14 protein-coding genes and 2 riboswitches are annotated in these 16,544 nt (G+C 46.5%); of the genes, 4 read left to right on the plus strand and 10 right to left on the minus strand.

Features of this window, described 5'->3' with window-relative positions; all coding sequences use genetic code 11:
* Positions 1-47 precede the first annotated feature (47 nt).
* Positions 48-749: an oxidoreductase gene (locus ACDE64_RS22690; RefSeq protein ID WP_411348398.1), complete on the minus strand. Its 702-nt coding sequence runs from the start codon at positions 747-749 to the stop codon at positions 48-50.
* Between the two features lie 130 nt (positions 750-879).
* The gene (locus ACDE64_RS22695) at positions 880-1,293 is read right to left on the minus strand and encodes a hypothetical protein (RefSeq protein ID WP_411344316.1); all 414 of its coding nucleotides are present in this window, start codon (positions 1,291-1,293) and stop codon (positions 880-882) included.
* 121 nt (positions 1,294-1,414) lie between these two features.
* Positions 1,415-1,622: riboswitch (cyclic di-AMP (ydaO/yuaA leader) on the minus strand.
* Positions 1,623-1,990: 368 nt separating this feature from the next.
* On the opposite strand from ACDE64_RS22695, the gene ACDE64_RS22700 reads away from it, so the two are divergent.
* The 3 genes from ACDE64_RS22700 to ACDE64_RS22710 all read left to right on the plus strand — a co-directional run bounded on the left by ACDE64_RS22700 (position 1,991) and on the right by ACDE64_RS22710 (position 4,346).
* The gene (locus ACDE64_RS22700) at positions 1,991-2,476 is read left to right on the plus strand and encodes a hypothetical protein (RefSeq protein WP_411348399.1); all 486 of its coding nucleotides are present in this window, start codon (positions 1,991-1,993) and stop codon (positions 2,474-2,476) included.
* Positions 2,477-2,589: 113 nt separating this feature from the next.
* Positions 2,590-3,246: a universal stress protein gene (locus ACDE64_RS22705; protein WP_411344318.1), complete on the plus strand. Its 657-nt coding sequence runs from the start codon at positions 2,590-2,592 to the stop codon at positions 3,244-3,246.
* A gap of 197 nt (positions 3,247-3,443) precedes the next feature.
* On the plus strand, positions 3,444-4,346 hold the full coding sequence (locus ACDE64_RS22710; protein ID WP_411348400.1) for a DMT family transporter: 903 nt from the start codon (positions 3,444-3,446) through the stop codon (positions 4,344-4,346).
* A gap of 380 nt (positions 4,347-4,726) precedes the next feature.
* Here the strand turns inward: ACDE64_RS22710 and ACDE64_RS22715 are convergent, their stop codons facing one another.
* Both ACDE64_RS22715 and ACDE64_RS22720 read right to left on the minus strand, forming a co-directional pair.
* A complete protein-coding gene (locus tag ACDE64_RS22715) occupies positions 4,727-5,107 on the minus strand; it encodes a hypothetical protein (RefSeq protein ID WP_411348401.1) in 381 nt (126 codons plus the stop codon).
* 89 nt (positions 5,108-5,196) lie between these two features.
* Positions 5,197-6,783, minus strand: a complete 1,587-nt coding sequence (locus ACDE64_RS22720; RefSeq protein ID WP_411348402.1) for a DUF4153 domain-containing protein — start codon at positions 6,781-6,783, stop codon at positions 5,197-5,199.
* 247 nt (positions 6,784-7,030) lie between these two features.
* Here ACDE64_RS22720 and ACDE64_RS22725 point away from each other — a divergent pair, with 247 nt between their 5' ends.
* Positions 7,031-8,764 (plus strand): ABC transporter substrate-binding protein, encoded by a 1,734-nt coding sequence (locus tag ACDE64_RS22725; RefSeq protein WP_411348403.1) that lies wholly within the window; start codon positions 7,031-7,033, stop codon positions 8,762-8,764.
* Between the two features lie 137 nt (positions 8,765-8,901).
* On the opposite strand, the gene ACDE64_RS22730 is transcribed toward ACDE64_RS22725, so the two are convergent.
* The 6 genes from ACDE64_RS22730 to ACDE64_RS22755 form a co-directional block, all read right to left on the minus strand.
* Positions 8,902-9,906 (minus strand): asparaginase, encoded by a 1,005-nt coding sequence (locus ACDE64_RS22730; protein ID WP_411348404.1) that lies wholly within the window; start codon positions 9,904-9,906, stop codon positions 8,902-8,904.
* Between the two features lie 124 nt (positions 9,907-10,030).
* A complete protein-coding gene (locus tag ACDE64_RS22735; RefSeq protein ID WP_411348405.1) occupies positions 10,031-10,192 on the minus strand; it encodes a hypothetical protein in 162 nt (53 codons plus the stop codon).
* A 143-nt stretch (positions 10,193-10,335) separates the two neighbouring features.
* Entirely contained in the window at positions 10,336-11,694 is a 1,359-nt protein-coding gene (locus ACDE64_RS22740) for a nucleobase:cation symporter-2 family protein (RefSeq protein ID WP_411348406.1), read from the minus strand.
* Between the two features lie 342 nt (positions 11,695-12,036).
* Positions 12,037-12,642 carry a xanthine phosphoribosyltransferase gene (locus ACDE64_RS22745; protein ID WP_411348407.1) on the minus strand — a complete coding sequence of 202 codons (606 nt, stop codon included), beginning with the start codon at positions 12,640-12,642 and terminating at the stop codon, positions 12,037-12,039.
* A 186-nt stretch (positions 12,643-12,828) separates the two neighbouring features.
* Positions 12,829-12,932, minus strand: a riboswitch (purine riboswitch).
* Positions 12,933-13,244: 312 nt separating this feature from the next.
* Positions 13,245-13,379, minus strand: a complete 135-nt coding sequence (locus ACDE64_RS22750; protein WP_411348408.1) for a hypothetical protein — start codon at positions 13,377-13,379, stop codon at positions 13,245-13,247.
* Positions 13,380-13,482: 103 nt separating this feature from the next.
* Positions 13,483-16,539 carry a type III restriction-modification system endonuclease gene (locus tag ACDE64_RS22755; RefSeq protein WP_411348409.1) on the minus strand — a complete coding sequence of 1,019 codons (3,057 nt, stop codon included), beginning with the start codon at positions 16,537-16,539 and terminating at the stop codon, positions 13,483-13,485.
* Between the last annotated feature and the right edge of the window lie 5 nt (positions 16,540-16,544).

Genomic DNA, 16,544 nt, shown 5'->3' on the forward strand with positions numbered 1-16,544 from the left:
TTGTATCCTCTTTGCCCGATGACGTATAGTATGCGCGAATATCGGATTCAGGAAGTAACCCGCTGCGTTGCGGAATCCGGCACATCTCCCAGCTCATGCAGACGATCGGAGTTGTACACATGTACACCCCGCTGCTCCATGCACGCCATCCGGTATAGCGCTCTCGCTACCTTTTCGGCAGGAATTGCTTTGTACTTGGCTAACGCCCCGCCCATAAGCGGCGATAGCACTTTGGCGAGAACGGCACCGATGCGCTCGCCAGTGCGTAATTCTTGTCGTTCCCCGAGCAATAGTGAGGGACGCGCTGCGGAGAAGGACGGATAATCCAGCCCAACCAGCTTGTGCTCCAACTCGCCTTTGATACGGTTATAAAATATCTTGGATGTGCGATCTGCTCCCATCGCGCTCACTAGCAACAGCTGGGTTGCGCCTTGCCGCTTCGCCAGTTCTGCTACGCGCAGCGGATACGTCACATCGATCCGGTACATATTGTCCTGTGTACCGGCTTGTTTGATCGTAGTACCTAGACAACAGTACACATCATCGGCAACAAGGTCGTCCAGATGGTCTTCTAGCCGCTCGTAATCTACGAGGATCTGGGTAATGCGGGGCGTGTTGTCCCATTCCGGCACACGTTTGCGCACCAGAACGACGATTTGCCGATATTCCGGCGCGTCCAGCAGTATAGAAGTTAGCGCGCTGCCTACCAATCCGGTTGCTCCGGCAATGAGTGCTACTTTGTCCGTCATACGATCATCTCCAAACTTCATAAGTGTAAGTATGTACCGTCTGCTACCGATAAGAACGGCATGCAGCGGCATGATGGTGGATTCTTTATCATTATACCCGCTTCTAGTGGAGATGAGCCTGTGCGCCCTGTCACAACAAAAAGGCGACACTGCCGCCATTCGTATGGACAATATGATCCGCGCCCAGACCTTTGTAAATCATGCGTGAATTGCTGCTTTCAGTAATGACATAGATCGGATCGCTCGTCCATGAACGGCACATCTGGATATAACGGCAGCACAGGGGCAAGCTCCGTTCAAACAGATATACTTTACCGACCGTCATCTGCGGTAGACACCACTCATCCTGACGCTGAGTATCCAGCAGCAGCACATGATGGATGCCCATCCGTTCCATTTTGACTTTCTCACTATAGCTGTTCACGATCGCGGCAAAATCAATACCTTTTACTTTGAGCAGCTGCATAAACTGCTCTCCTGCCCGCGTCGCCGGAGATACCAGCACGTAGGGCCTTGGTAACTCCGATTCCTGCTCCAACTCCATCTCTTTTCTCCTCCAATGTGTGAAGGCAAACAAAAAAGAAGCGCACAAGAGGTACCCTCGCCGCTTCTCAAGCATTCCGAACAGCACACACCTGTGTCCTACCGGATGTCATGATCATTGTCGCCTCTCTTAATTCAGCTTACGAGGTTAGCTGACGGATTCGGGAGTAAGAGTCTCCCTACGGATTCGATGCTGTTGTACATAACAGGCATCTTTGTTCCGATTCACCCCTGAAAAGCACCTATGGCACTTTTCGCTGGTTCCCCCGCTCTCCGCACGAATCTACCCAGATGGCAGTACAACGTACAGACATTCAGCTGGTAACAGCATACGAATATCATCGTATGCCGAAATTTATGAACTTGAGACGAATCATACTCCCGTCCACGTTCAAAGTAAAGGCAGACGGAATGCGGTTTTGTGCCAATTTGATGGTTCAGGCAAATGATGCAATGACTTTTCTCTCGTATTCGCCTGCTTACGCCATATTATTTCATTTTCCTGCAATTTTGTGAAAAGAACAGAAAAACGGAGCATTATGATGATGTGGCTATGAATCGCTAAGATGAATCCGATTACATGAGCATCTTCCATCCCAAATCGGCAAGGATCACAGTTGGATTTCATTTACGCTATCACGGAAATGCCCTATGATGGCTCACAACGAAACCTTACATTACAAGGAGTGTATGTAAAAATGATCATGACTGCTGTTCCGCTAGTTGAAGATCTCGTCCGTTCCCATTGTTCTGTTGTTGATACTGCGCGTATTCGGCATATGGAGCTGTTTGTGTATGACCATCAACGGCTAGCATTGCCGGATCATTGCGAATTTCTACATTGCGGATTGCTGCGTGTCTGCGGAAATGGTGTAGCAGGCTGGGCGGAATTTGAATTTTCCGACGGTACGACCCATCTTGATCTGGTGAAATGGGCATCTGTCTTCACACGCTTAAAAGGACAGACGAGCTTGCAGGCGATACAGTATATTCAGCAGCATGAGTCGCAATGGGGCTTCACCCGTACGCATCTGGCAGGCGAAGCGCTGGTGGACTGGCATAAAAGTCTGCTTGGTGCTGCAAATGCTGAAAAGAGTAGCTTGGATGCGGGTAGCGTAACGTCTTCTTTACCAGTGGAACGAAATTTTTTGAATCATTATTGCAGCGCATATTATTCTTTTTAGTCTGTGGTGGTTAAGTGTCTGTATAGGCGTGAACAAACGGCTTGTTAGCCGCTTTGGGTCACAGTGGTTCGATATATGACAATTGATACTTATATAAAGGGGCGTTACAGGTCATGCACGAAGAAAAGATCATGGTCGGTGTACATTACAATCTGAATGGTGAACGGCTGATCCGGCGCGGTATCCGGCTTGCCCAGCTGCTTCAGGCACCACTGATCGTACTGAGTATACTGGATGAACCCGTGAGCGAATTGGATATGGACGACCAGAATTATTACAACAGCTGGAAAAAGTTGACCGAAGAAGCCGGGGGCAACTTTATGGTCGTTCAGCGCGAAGGACGCGATCTCTCAGAAGCGATTGCGACGGCAGCACACCGCAGTCAGGTCACCCAGCTCATTATCGGGCAATCGGTTCGTTCCTTCTGGGAAGAAATGACCGGGAGTTCGCTAATTAACGATCTGCTGGAGCAGCTGGGGGCAATCGATCTACATATCGTTGCGGTACAGCGAATGAAAGCCAATCTGGAAGAGACACACGAGGATGGAGTCGAGGTGGACGTGATTCATACGCCGAAAGGCTACCAGATTCGCTACGAAACCGATAAGCCGATTGTGGCGGAAGGTGTCTTTTTCAAAAAGATGCATACGGATTTTGAAAATGGATTATTAAAGCTGCATATTGATGGGGAGTATCAGTATTTGAAGGTATCGAAAGGGACGCTAGTGGATGCCGAACCACTAGAGCGAATGTTGGATATGCAGGATTAAGATGTCTTCTTCTGAGTACTTGAGTATGGATATTGAATATCAAATGATTCCAAGAAACAGCCGGGTGAGATTCGCATCTGTATCTCCGGCTGTTTCTTGGATTGCCCTTTCCATGCAAAAAGCGTATGATGTAACGTGCTGACTGACATCATATGGTAGCTTTTACGCGTTTGCGGATGGAAAGGAAGGGAAGCACGTTGAACACATTAACACCAATGAAACGGGTGGCGCTGATTGCGTCGCTAGTCTTTTTATGGGGGATTTCTTGGTCGATTTATAAAGTAGCGCTTGCTTATACACCGCCGGTGCTGTTTGCCGGGCTTCGTACGCTGATCGGCGGATTGCTGCTGATCATCATTATGTTGCCACGCAGACGGCTGATCCGCTGGAAGCAAAACTGGCGTGCTTATGCCATTTCGGGCTTGTTAAATGTGGCGTTATTTTATGGATTACAAACGGTGGGACTGATGTATCTGCCATCCGGGTTGTTCTCGGTGCTTGTCTATTTACAGCCCGTACTCGTCGGATTATTTGCTTGGATGTGGCTCGGTGAATCCATGTCATGGCGCAAAGTCATTGGCTTGCTGCTAGGTTTCGCCGGGGTGATCTCGGTGAGTGCAGGCGGATTCTCGGGTCATGTCGCTGTCGTTGGCGTTGTGCTAGCTCTTGTCACAGCATTAAGCTGGGCGCTAGGTACTGTATTTATCAAAAAAGCCAATCAGACAACCGATGCACTTTGGATGGTCGCCTTCCAATGTACATTAGGTGGTGCGCTACTAACTGCTGCTGGTTCTGTTACAGAAAACTGGTCGGATATTACGTGGAATACACCGTATTGGTTCGGGCTGATCTTTGGTATTATTTTCGGGATTGCGCTGTCGTGGATGATCTACTTCACACTGGTTGGTGCAGGCGATGCGAGCAAAGTTGCTTCGTACACCTTCCTTGTGCCGCTGTTGTCGGTATTCATTGGTACACTGTTATTGCACGAGCCATTCACTTGGTTCCTGCTGCTCGGTCTGGTGCTGATCGGGGTGAGCATTTATCTGGTTAACCGCAAGCCGCGTCGTACATCCGTGCTGGCAGGCGTTGATAGGTAAGGATCGGGATGGATGTTCATACAATGATGGTTAGCGCTGCAAGGTATGGTGAATACGATGTACTCAATACGATGTACTCAATACAATGTGCCAAATACGATAGGCGCTACACGGTTGCACACAAACAGCTTATTCGTCTAATGATGAATAAGCTGTTTTTTGTATTTTCAGTTGAGTATGTCAAATGCGTGATCCTTTGTATTGTCTTCCGCGTACGATGTTGTTTTCTGTTTTCTTGTATTACTGCTGCTTTTGATCGTTTTTTCTCTTTCTTCTATATAAAAGAATTTACCAAACACGTCACATATCATGCGTCGATTCTATAGATATTATCCTATGAAAAACTTCCAATTCCAAAATGATGACCTTACTATCGAATCTCAAATCACTTCGTACCGATCCGGCTGTGAAGCGCCGCTAGTTAATCCCGGTACATAGCCTTCCTCCAGCACCGTAATGACTGCAAGTTCACATCCATGCCAGAGTAGAAAACTAGCACCCGGTTCTAGCAAGGCAAATGCAGCCTGTTGCAGCAAGCGCATCTCTCCATACGTATTCCACGACTGCTCCACTATTCCGGTTATACGCAGCTGAATATCCCACGCATGCAGCTGCTCGTCCTCGTCCCTACGCTCTATCGATTCGGCTGCAATCTGAACGCGGTCGGTCACCATCTCGCCTTCTACTGCATAAAACCATTGCCTGTGCGGCAATTGCGCAGGGTCAATATTCCATTCGATCCATACTGGAATAGGGTTCATTGTAATCTCCTCCTTGATCTAGTAAGACTTTGTACAGATTGGTGTAGATTCGTATAGTTGGATATAGATAAGACGATATGGCGATCCATTTATAACGGACGATCCAAACGTAGCTGTTGAATCGCACGATGCGTTTCCCAATTGTATTCCTGCCAACTGGCATGACGAGTTACTACATATTCGTTATCCGTATGCAGTCTCTTCCGCAGCTCCGGCAATTGATGTTCATAGCTAAAGCGCAACAGCATCGGAATTGCCCCCGGTGATAGTGTCAGCAGATAGTCCTGATCCAGCTCCCCTGTCTGCTCATACCGCTGTATATTACGTTCAGCAATGATGCGATCCATGCCGATGTAATTGACCAGCACATAGGAGATCAGACCGAATACGATGTAGCAGTGAATAAGCGGCAAGCGCGACATATAGATACGCAGCCCTGCCAATACGAGCAATACACCTAGAAACAGCATGAACGCATGTACCAGAAAACGAATAACCGTATATCCATATGCCTGCTCATACATCAGCAATCGCATAAACGCTGAACACAACATGACTGCCGAGCAAACAACCAGAATGAGCAGCAGAAATTGATTCAGCCTGTGTAAGCCCACTCCTGCTTTGACGCTGCCATATAATGCCGACAATAAAATCACAAAGTTCAATCCCGTCACCAGCACCAGCTCGCCAAAGCCACTACGTGCATATTCCGCATACGTACTTCCATCTGGCAAATACCCCTGTCCAGCACCAAACAGATAGGAAAACTGCAAACTCACGAATAGCAGATACACCAGATTGATCACCACAAGCACTGTTGCCAGCATAATCGGATCCAGTCGCGGCATAACCAAAGGCGGATAGGCAGCATTCGGCTGGTCTATGTGCCAGTCATGAGCTGGTGACGCAGACGGAATTGTAGCGCCTGCTGCTGAATCGGAAGCTGGCTGATCTGCAACTAGCGAGCTGCTCAGCGATTGACGACGATACGGCTGAATAAATCCCCATACGTAAGCGAACAGGATAAAGCCCATCATCACGATCCATACCAAACGCAAAGTTCCTTCGGTAAACGAAAGACGTGGCAACCAATCCGGCACATGAATCAGCATCTGTTGAAACATACCATCCGCTGAAGACAGCAGCCCGATAATAATAATTAACAGCGGCAGGGCACACAGCAATCCAAGCAGAATTTTACCTGCTATCCGCTTATGCTGTTGCTGCATCCGCCCTGCCGCTTTCCGGTATAACATACGTAGCGGTGTCGGCAAATGAGCTGGCAATTGCAGCAGCACATGCTCCAGTGCCGCATAGACAATGTACATCCGCGCCCAATTGGGACGACGGTAACTGAGCATATACGCCATATGCAGGCTAATCAGCCCCGGTACAACTAGCATATTCAGCACATAAAAAAATCCATTGGCAAACCATCCATACGTTAACGACAGCAGGATAATCACCGTAGTGAACAACCGGCTAAACCACGAACCTCGCCGCAAGCAATCGCCAGCATAGATGTACATATACAAGTAAAATAAAATCACAAACATCGGGTACGATATGCCATACGTATGATCGTAAAACAAATACTGATGAATCGCCGCCAGCGCAAACGCCGTACCTAGTACAATGCCCGCCCGCTGTGGCGTCACGATCAGCTTTTCATACATCGGTAGGACCCCCCTCTGAAGAACGCATTCAGTCGTTCTGGAATCCGGCAATATCATAGATGGCTGCATGACAGACGTGCAAGTGACCATCGTGCCGGTACAAGTTACATTGTAGATGTTAAAATAAGAAAATAAATAGAAGAAACCCAATCGTAAATTTCGTATTTTATATCATATTGCGGCTCGTAGACTTTGTATAAGTAGTTATGTGGGAATATAGTAGTTGCCTCGGAAAGGAGTGATACAGATGAAGCTGCATCGGCAGTTTTTGCTGCTGCATTCGCGGTATGGAGAGCAGCAGATCAATCAGGTGACGCTGGATGAAGTGGCGGATGTGCTAGATTGTACGCATCGCAATGCGCTGAATATTATCGGGCGGATGCGGCAGCAAGGATGGATAGACTGGCAATCGCAACGTGGACGCGGAAAGCGTTCGCTACTGACATTTGCCGTACCACCAGAACAGATTGCATTGGAGTCGATGATGCACACGATCCGGCGCGGCGATATTCGTACGAGTATTGAGCAGATTCGCCAGCAAGCGCGGTCGCCAGAGCTGGATGGGCAATTGCAGGAATGGCTACTATCGTACTTCGGTGCGCATTCGGAGATGCAGCAGGATCGACAGATTGACCGACTGCGTCTGCCGATTCGTCAGCAGATTCATACGGTCGATCCACTGTATATGAATTTGCTAGCAGAATCATTTGTATGCAGTCATATTTTTGATGGATTGGTGCGTAAGGACAGTAGCACTGGCGTTATCGTGCCGCATCTGGCTCATGCGTGGGAAGTGGATGAATTGCGGACAGGTTGGACGTTTTATCTGCGTAAGGATGTGCTGTTTCATCATGGGCAGACGCTGACGGCGGATGACGTAGTGTATACATTTCAGCGGCTGATGAACAGCGCGCAGCCTTCGCTGTATCGGTTTATTTTCCGGCAATTGGAACGTGTGCAGGCGCTGCATGATGCTGCTGTACATATTCAGCTGCGCCAGCCGAATGAGTTATTTTTACCGTTTCTGTGTACTAGTCGGGCAGGGATCGTACCGCAAGGATTGAATCGGCGACCGGAAATGGAGTTCGGGCTGCGTCCGAGTGGAACGGGACCTTTTCGGCTGGTGGAGCGTGAGGATAATGTGGTGATGCTGGAAGCGTTCAAGCCTTATTTTCAAGGTAGACCGCATCTGGATCGGGTAGAGATTGTCCATATTCCGTGGCGGACGCGGCGATTGGAGGACGATGCTGATGGAGTGGGTGATCCTGTATCGCCATTTCAGGTGATTCCGAATCCGGCTGCTGCCTCTCATCCTGATACATGGAGCCAGCTCCCTTCGCCGGTATCTGTACGCAAGTTCGTGACATTCAATACGGAAAAGGATGGGCCGCTGCAACAGCCGGATGTACGACGGCATATTTGTGAGTGCTTGCAGTCTTTTGCGGAGGACGATGTGGCAGACTATCATATAGTTACAGTGGATAGTAGGACAGTACCAGCACATGCTGAAGCTGCTTCCTGCTTACGCATCCTGACGATTCCGCAGTATCGGCGTGATGCGAATCGCATTGCCGATCGACTTCGCCTCGCGGGATATGATTGCGATGTACGCTCGGTGCCAGTGGAACATTTCAAAGGGGATGTGCGGCTGGAATCCGATCTGATTCTGTTCTCGCTCATTCGCGATCAGGATGAGCAGCTGCGATTGTACGATCTGTACCAGACGTTGTCTGGTCATGTGGAGCGCCATACACAGATCGATATTGAGCATCGCTTGCAGGATATCCAGCGGCAACCCGATCCGCAGCGACGAACAGAGCTGTTTGCACATATTCAGCAGCGCTTGGTTAGCGGGTATCAGCTGCATGTATTGTACGAAAAGCCAGTGCAAACCGCTTATCTACCTACGGTGCGCGGCATTACATTTAACAGTCAGGGCTGGGTTGATTTGCGCCATATCTGGTTTCCACCGCAGCTATAGCCTGCACATGATTATTAGCTCCTATGAGATACATGTATGCATATGGATACAATGCGATGCAAAAAGGAGAACTCCCTATTGCGGAGTTCTCCTTTTGATGTGGATGATATTAGCTACTATGAATGTCAGCTATCGCGTTACTTGCGTTCTGGCAATGTAATTTCGTCTACATAATTGGTTGCCATCATACGTGCTACCTGTTCCGGATCATCGGACTGACCGAGTACCCACATCATCTTGGTGGTGAGCGCTTCGGTTGTCATATCGTAGCAAGGAATGACGCCTTTTTCCAATGCGCGCTGACCGACTTCATAGATAGTCAGATCGCCGCCTTCGTACAAACACTGTGTGGTGACGACGATGCTAACCCCTTTTTGTACCAATTCTTCAATCTTGTCGATCAGATTGATCTCTTTGAAAGGCACACCGCCCATACCGAAGCCTTCGACGATCATACCGCGATATCCCAGCTGATGCACCGCATCAAAAATATCAGGGCGCATCCCCGGAATCAGCTTGATCAGAAATACATCTGGTGAATAATGATCATTGTACTCATGTACCGGCGCATGAGACGCCTCAGGAATGTCATTGTATTGGATATGATCATCTTCCAAGTATCCAATATACGGGTGGTTGATGCTCTCGAACGCATCATAGCTTTTCGTTTTGACTTTGGAAGCACGGGCGCCGTTAATAATTTTGCCATTAAACACGACGAATACGCCAGTCAATTCGCTGGATGCTGTACGGAACGCATCCTTAATATTTTTACGGGAATCGCTGTATTCTGCTAATACCGACACCTGCGAACCGGTAATTACGACCGGCTTGTCCAGCTTGCCCAGCATAAAGCTCAGTGCGGATGCCGTATACGCCATCGTATCGGTTCCGTGCGCAATCACAATGCCGTCATACGCTGGTAGCTGCTCATGCACGGTGCGGGCAATGGTGACCCACTCTTCCGGCTGAATATTGGTGCTATCGACACTCATCAGATTCATCGCTGCAATATGACAGATATCCTTCAATTCCGGTACAGCCGCCACTACATTTTCCGCGGATTGGGTTGGCGTCAAACCATGACCTTCCGCCGATGAAGAAATCGTACCGCCTGTATTGATAAACAAAATATTTTTCATTGCCCGCTTCCCTCCGTATCGTATACCTGACAAGAACTAAATTTAACACTTTTACGTGGTGGTGTAAATTGATATATGTCAATTGATATACGAAAACTTCGGTAGAAGATGGGAACTATCTTTTCTACATAATATCCGAATGCTGCAACTGCAAATATTCATCCAAACGGCGCTTCTGGTGCAGGTGGTGACGGTAATGCATCTCCGCCAGCATAAACCATTCCGCAGCCGTAAGATCGCCAAGCCGCGGATGTTTTGCCGTGTAATGCGAAGGGATATGCTCCACCTGCGCCGCCAACGATTGTACCTGACTGCGTACCTGCTACGCTACAAACTGGTGTACAATAGTTAAGCCCCTGTACGATATACAGGGGCTTTTCACTATAATGATACACGGCGCGACAATCATGCCTCAGAGCAGAAGCAGAATTACCGCGTACCTGTAGAAGTCTCTACTCCAGAACCAGCATTTACACCCAAACCGACTACTGGCTTCTCTTCCGGTTGTTCTTCTTCCACCGTCCGTTGATCCGACAACAGCAGATTCAATACTACCGCTGCAATCGAGCCAGTGACGATCCCATTTTGCAGCAATGGTTGCAGGAAGCTTGGCATTTGACCGAAAATAGCTGGCAATACTGCCGAACCAACACCGATCGCAAGGCTGCACGCTACGATCATCAGATTGCGATCATTGCGCAGATTCACTTCTGCCAGAATCGACATCCCGGATGCTGCGACCGAACCGAACATCACGACCATTGCTCCGCCCAGTACCGCGCTTGGAATGACTGTGGTCAGCGCCGCCAGCTTCGGCAGCAGTCCGAGGACGACCATAATACCTCCCGCTGCGAAGATCACGTTACGCGTTTTGACTTTGGTTAATGAGATCAGACCGACATTTTGCGAGAATGCTGTATAAGGAAACGCATTGAAAATACCACCCAGCATAATCGCCAGACCTTCCGAGCGCAGACCGTTCACGATACGGCGCTGCTCTACCTTTTGCTCGGTTGCTTTGCCGACAGCGATATACACGCCTGTCGATTCCACCATGCTCACGATGTTGACGATGATCATCGTCGCAATCGCTATCCAGCTAAACTGCGGGGTGCCAAAATAAAACGGCTGTGCTACACGCAACCACGATGCTTCACCTACAGAAGCAAAGCTGACCATACCCATCGCAGAAGCCAACAACGTACCCGCTACCAGACCAACCAGTACCGAGATTGAACGTAGAAATCCAGTAGCAAACCGGTTGACCAGCAAAATCACGACCAATGTTACGAGCGCCAGCAGCAGATTGTGCAATGCGCCAAAGTCAGCGCTGCCCTGTCCACCAGCTACATTGTTCATCGCTACCGGAATCAATGACAGACCGATGATCGTTACGACGGAGCCTGTTACGATTTTTGGGAAAAAGCGCAGCAGCTTACCATACAATGGCGCAGCGAGCACGACGAATATCCCGGAAATAATAATCGCTCCATAGGCGGTCGGCAGATTACTCGTCGACGCAATCGCAATGATCGGACCGACCGCTGTAAAGGTACAACCGAGTACAACCGGCAAGCCGCTACCAAAATAACGAGTGCTGAGTACCTGCAACAATGTTGCCAGACCGCATGTGAACATGTCTGCCGCGATCAGATACGCCAGCTGCTCCGGCGTCAGATGTAGCGCATTCCCGATAATTAGCGGCACGGCAATCGCTCCGGCATACATCGCCATCACATGCTGCAATCCTAGCGACAAAACTTTACCCCTATTCATTCTGTTTTCCATAGAACTGGACCCCTTTTTCGTAAACTTAAAATATGGTACTTCGGTTGTTTCGTTCGGCTACGCTGTGTAAGTATGACTATCGTAGCTTCAAAATTACATGATGTAATTCATTTTGCGATCAATTTCATATGAAGCATGATTTTTATGTCTATTTTTGTGCATTGAAATATTATTGTGTTAATAAATATGACATATATAGAACGAAATATTCTCTTTTTCATATTGGTAAACGAATAATTACATCGCCGATCCATATTCGTAACGTGAGAATCGATATTTATAATTCCCGCACAAACGAAACGATCCAGCACGAATCCTTCTTAGCAGTAGCGAGATTCGTTGCTATGCCTTCAACGTTGCCGGAAGAAGCGGCTGTTCCTCGATAAACTCCACATGTCCCGGTGACATTGCCGAGATGCGTGCCAGCGATTGTACCGGAATTTGCCGCTCTTCCAGCAATCCGCGCCCTTCCTGAAACGTCTTCTCGATCACACAGCCTACACCGACCAGATGCGCACCCGCCTGCTGGACAATATCTGCTAATCCAACCAGCGCTGCACCGGTTGCTAGAAAATCATCTACGATCAACACTCGCTCGCCGGGCTGCAAGTAATCCTGCACAATGCTCACCTGATACGTCTCACCACGCGTAAACGAATGAACAGATGCCGCATAGACACGGTCGCCTTGAGTAATTGCCTTTTTCTTCTTGGCATAAACGAATGGCACCTTCAGCGCAATGCCCGTTGCCATCGCGAACTGAATACCGCTCGCTTCGATTGTTAGCACTTTGGTAATCTGCTCGTGTGCGAACAATCTGGCAAACTCCTGCCCGATGTCCAGCGCCAGCTGCGTGTCCACCTGATGATTCAAAAACGAGTCTACTTTGAGCACACGGTCGGACAGGATATTGCCCTCTGCCTGTATGCGCTGTTCTAATACTTTCATATTCTATCTCTCCTCCGATTGGTATACGGGGAAGACCTGTCGTTTCCAAGTGAAAAATGCCGTAAAAAACAAAAAAGACAGGTCACCTGAGTGTACTCAAGTGAAGCCTGTCTGTAGGATTGTTCCAATACAGAATGCCACCGATGGCATTCCCAACTGCTGCCGTACGCAAATACAACGGCAGCAGTTAGCACGTTCTTCACTCATAGTCGGACAATTGCAGTGGTCGTCCGGTAGAAACTCCTGGGCCTTATTCCCAATATTATATGAGTGTCACGACAGCATAATGCCGGATAGATTGTCCGGTAGCAGCATATCGCTTTTATGAAATTATATATGTATACTACACGCATTCATGTTAGCTTTCAAGGATAATTTTCATATTTTCATGGATGGGAATGAATGGTTTGTGATTGGCATTGTACATACGCAATTAAGATATTTTTTTGAGTTTTAGCGTTTCACTTTGGATGGAAGTTGTGTATACTACATATATAAAGAAAGCCTGTAGTGCGTCAACACTACAGGCTGGATCATAAGATCGGCGGAATGACGCAGCGATCGCTAAGAAAGATTAATTCCCTTGGACCGCCGGAGGTCTCCTAACCTTCATCCCGGCGGTCTTTGTCGTCTGTTGTTCGTTTCCAGATCTCATACAGCTTGTTAGCTCCTACGATCAAGCCAACCAATTTAGCCAGAGTATCCAGAATCTTTAACAACAGCTCCATCAATGACATGGCGTCACCCCCTTTCGGGTTGCGATGCCATGTTCATTCCGCCGGTTCTTATTTCTCCGTGGTTGATTATATCACAAAATTACGTTTATACGTTATATCATATTTATGATTTTACGATATTGAGTAATTCTTCGTACGTGTGTACCACTTCATATTTCAATTTTTCTGTACTAATCTTCTCGAAATGCTTACGAGCGCAAGCGATTTTAGCATTTTCCACACCGCGTAATTCCATCGAGTTCATCGTTCCCTTGGTTTCAGCGATAAAATAAATATGCTTTACGGTGCCTTCCTTAAATACAATCGCCCAGTCTGGGTTATACTGCCCTAACGGTGTAGGAATGTAGAACCCTTTAGGTAATTTAGCAAAAACCTGAACTTCATGACTAACATCCAGCTCTTTTGCAAATCTTCGTTCAACTATTGAATCTGTAATGACATAATCGTAAATATGCTTATTGGCTGGTATCGCATTCTCGCCCAGTTGTCCATTCAACGTATTCATCGTAAAGATTTCGGACTCAAATCGCTCATTTAGTACATCGTAAGTCACAGATTCTATAATACGAGCTGCTTTTTTATCATTGATCAAACGAGCTACTCGAATGATAAACTCTTCTGGATTCTTATCAAACAGCTCGAATTGATCGAGTCTAATTCGAGTGAGAATAGAGACAATCGTTTTGCGCGTTAAATGAGTTTGATCCATCAACTTACCGATGAGATCGTATTTTACGCGATGTTCGACCTTACTTTGTACCTGTTCAGATGTTCTTTCTTGAATAGTAAAAGCTGCATTCATCTGTAATTGTTGTGTAGATTCTATTCGATTCATAACTGCTTTTGTCGTACTATAACGCAATTCTGGTACGTACAATTCCTGATCAATGGCATGAATACACTGACGTATTAATTCGTCTGAATCAAACCGCACAGTATATATCGTTTTACGATTGATACGATTCCAAAATTCTCTAAATTCTTTTCGATTAAAATTATCATTTACATGCACATGAGGAATGTTTACGTTCCGTCCATTTGACGCCATGTTTTCCTGCCCCACTGTGTAGATCATTTGTAAGAGATCTTGCATTTCAGAGACATGATTTTGCAGTTCATCCGGTAATACTAGCTGTTGTTGTTCAGCAGCCAATTGGTATCGCTCAGTCAGCCGATACTCACGATCAATATATTGATTATTGATCAAGCTATAAATTAGCGCACTTACAATCACTTCATCCAGCACCAACGATGTACCCTCAGAGTTTTTCAATATTTTATTCAGGAAAAATTCTCGATCTGCTTTTTGCGGACGATGAATCAGTTCGTCTGCAATTTCCCGTTGCAGCTGCTGGGCAAATTGCTCATATGATTCACTGGCAATGACAGTCAACATATTGATTCGATGCACATCGATATTCGGTATACCGGAATCCATACGTTCTCCGTTTTGATTGACACAGAGTCGCAATCCCCGACCTACTTCTTGCCTTTTTTTAATCGTGGAGTCACTATGTTTAAGTGTACAGATTTGAAATACGTTTGGATTGTCCCAGCCTTCTTTCAATGCAGAATGCGAGAAAATAAATCGTGTTTTCTCAGAGAAACTGAGTAGCTTCTCTTTCTCTTTCATAATTAAGTCGTAAGCTTCCAAATCATCCGAATCCGCGCTTTTATTCGACGATTTTGAATCAATGAGACGTTTGCTTTTTCGATCAATCGAAAAGTATCCAGTATGAGTTTGTGATGCAGAAATCCCACTCAGGTAACGAAGATACTCTTCATCGCCAACCAAAGTAGTCTGCTCATGAAGTAACTGCATATATTCTTCTTCAAATATTTGAGCATAGATTCCATTTTGCTCATGATTATGTTGATCATACTGACGATAACGCGCAACTTCATCAATGAAGAATAAAGACAGGACTTTAATCCCCATATAATAAAGCAATCGCTCTTTTTCAAAATGAGATCGGATCGTTTCGCGAATTTGAATCCGGCGAAACTGTAGCTCGTTTATATCGCCACGAACTTCTCCCGCTTGTAGACTTTTGCCATTGATAAAATGGATCGTATTGTGCTGACCATTAATATCCGATACAACATATCCCTTATACTGCTCCAGCTCTCCAGAGAGGTGGTACAGATTATCATTTGTATGAATATTTCTTGTTTTACGTACGATTCCAGATTTAGTTAATACCTCATACTCCAATCGAGCAATGGGAGACTTGTCTGTACTAACGTCTATGCCTTCCAAATAAACATAACTATCCATCCCGCCAGTGTTATGTACCGAAATGCCTTTAACTTGTATTTTTTTGACAAGCTTCATGTTGTACGCGTCCAATGCATCTAGGCGGTATACTTTGTTGTAATCTTCGAGATGTGTCGCAGAATAGCGGAGAGTAAATAATGCATTGAATTGCTGAATCCCCTCGCGAGTCGCTTTTCCCGTTTTGCCTTCCACACTTTGAGGTTCATCAATGATTAGAATAGGATTGGTTTCGGCAATAATATCGATTGGTCTGCGTGTATGGAAATCATCCAACTCCATATAGATTCGGCGCGCATCCTTACCTCTGGCTGCAAAAGCCTGAGAGTTAATAATCATAATATTTAATCCAGCATCACTGGCAAACTGATCGATATGATGAAGTTGCTTGGAATTATAAACGAAATATCTCGCTTTCATCCCATATTCGGACATAAAATGTTGTTCAGTGATTTGCAACGTTTTTAATACACCTTCACGGATTGCAATGGAAGGAACTACTACAATAAACTTACTCCATCCATATGTGCGGTACAATTCGAACATTGTACGAATATACGTATAGGTTTTGCCTGTGCCTGTTTCCATTTCGACTGTCAAATTGTAGTTGCCTGCCAGTTGATTAGACAACTGTAACTTATTATTACGCTGAACATCTTGAATATTGTCCAACACTTCCATTTCCGGTAAAAGAATCGGACTATTCTGAAATCCTTTCGACATTTCCATCAATGCAATCGATGAATTTGCTGCTGCATACTCTAACTGTCGCTTCCCTTGATTCATACGAAACCAAGATGAATGATTGGGCTGTCCTTTAAAACAATCAACTACTGATTGTACCGCCTTCCATTGAAAAGACTGGTGTTTGAATTGAATATTCATTCGAT

Source organism: Paenibacillus sp. WLX2291 (genome assembly GCF_046603665.1).
Lineage (GTDB): Bacteria > Bacillota > Bacilli > Paenibacillales > Paenibacillaceae > Saccharibacillus.

What these genes read in the sequence shown, in the direction of transcription:
- ACDE64_RS22705 (WP_411344318.1), top strand. Translation starts at nt 2,590, where the DNA reads ATGCACGAAGAAAAGATCATGGTCGGTGTACATTACAATCTGAATGGT.
- ACDE64_RS22730 (WP_411348404.1), bottom strand. Translation starts at nt 9,906, where the DNA reads ATGAAAAATATTTTGTTTATCAATACAGGCGGTACGATTTCTTCATCG.
- ACDE64_RS22740 (WP_411348406.1), bottom strand. Translation starts at nt 11,694, where the DNA reads ATGGAAAACAGAATGAATAGGGGTAAAGTTTTGTCGCTAGGATTGCAG.
- ACDE64_RS22745 (WP_411348407.1), bottom strand. Translation starts at nt 12,642, where the DNA reads ATGAAAGTATTAGAACAGCGCATACAGGCAGAGGGCAATATCCTGTCC.
- ACDE64_RS22715 (WP_411348401.1), bottom strand. Translation starts at nt 5,107, where the DNA reads ATGAACCCTATTCCAGTATGGATCGAATGGAATATTGACCCTGCGCAA.
- ACDE64_RS22690 (WP_411348398.1), bottom strand. Translation starts at nt 749, where the DNA reads ATGACGGACAAAGTAGCACTCATTGCCGGAGCAACCGGATTGGTAGGC.
- ACDE64_RS22720 (WP_411348402.1), bottom strand. Translation starts at nt 6,783, where the DNA reads ATGTATGAAAAGCTGATCGTGACGCCACAGCGGGCGGGCATTGTACTA.
- ACDE64_RS22725 (WP_411348403.1), top strand. Translation starts at nt 7,031, where the DNA reads ATGAAGCTGCATCGGCAGTTTTTGCTGCTGCATTCGCGGTATGGAGAG.
- ACDE64_RS22700 (WP_411348399.1), top strand. Translation starts at nt 1,991, where the DNA reads ATGATCATGACTGCTGTTCCGCTAGTTGAAGATCTCGTCCGTTCCCAT.
- ACDE64_RS22755 (WP_411348409.1), bottom strand. Translation starts at nt 16,539, where the DNA reads ATGAATATTCAATTCAAACACCAGTCTTTTCAATGGAAGGCGGTACAA.
- ACDE64_RS22750 (WP_411348408.1), bottom strand. Translation starts at nt 13,379, where the DNA reads ATGTCATTGATGGAGCTGTTGTTAAAGATTCTGGATACTCTGGCTAAA.
- ACDE64_RS22695 (WP_411344316.1), bottom strand. Translation starts at nt 1,293, where the DNA reads ATGGAGTTGGAGCAGGAATCGGAGTTACCAAGGCCCTACGTGCTGGTA.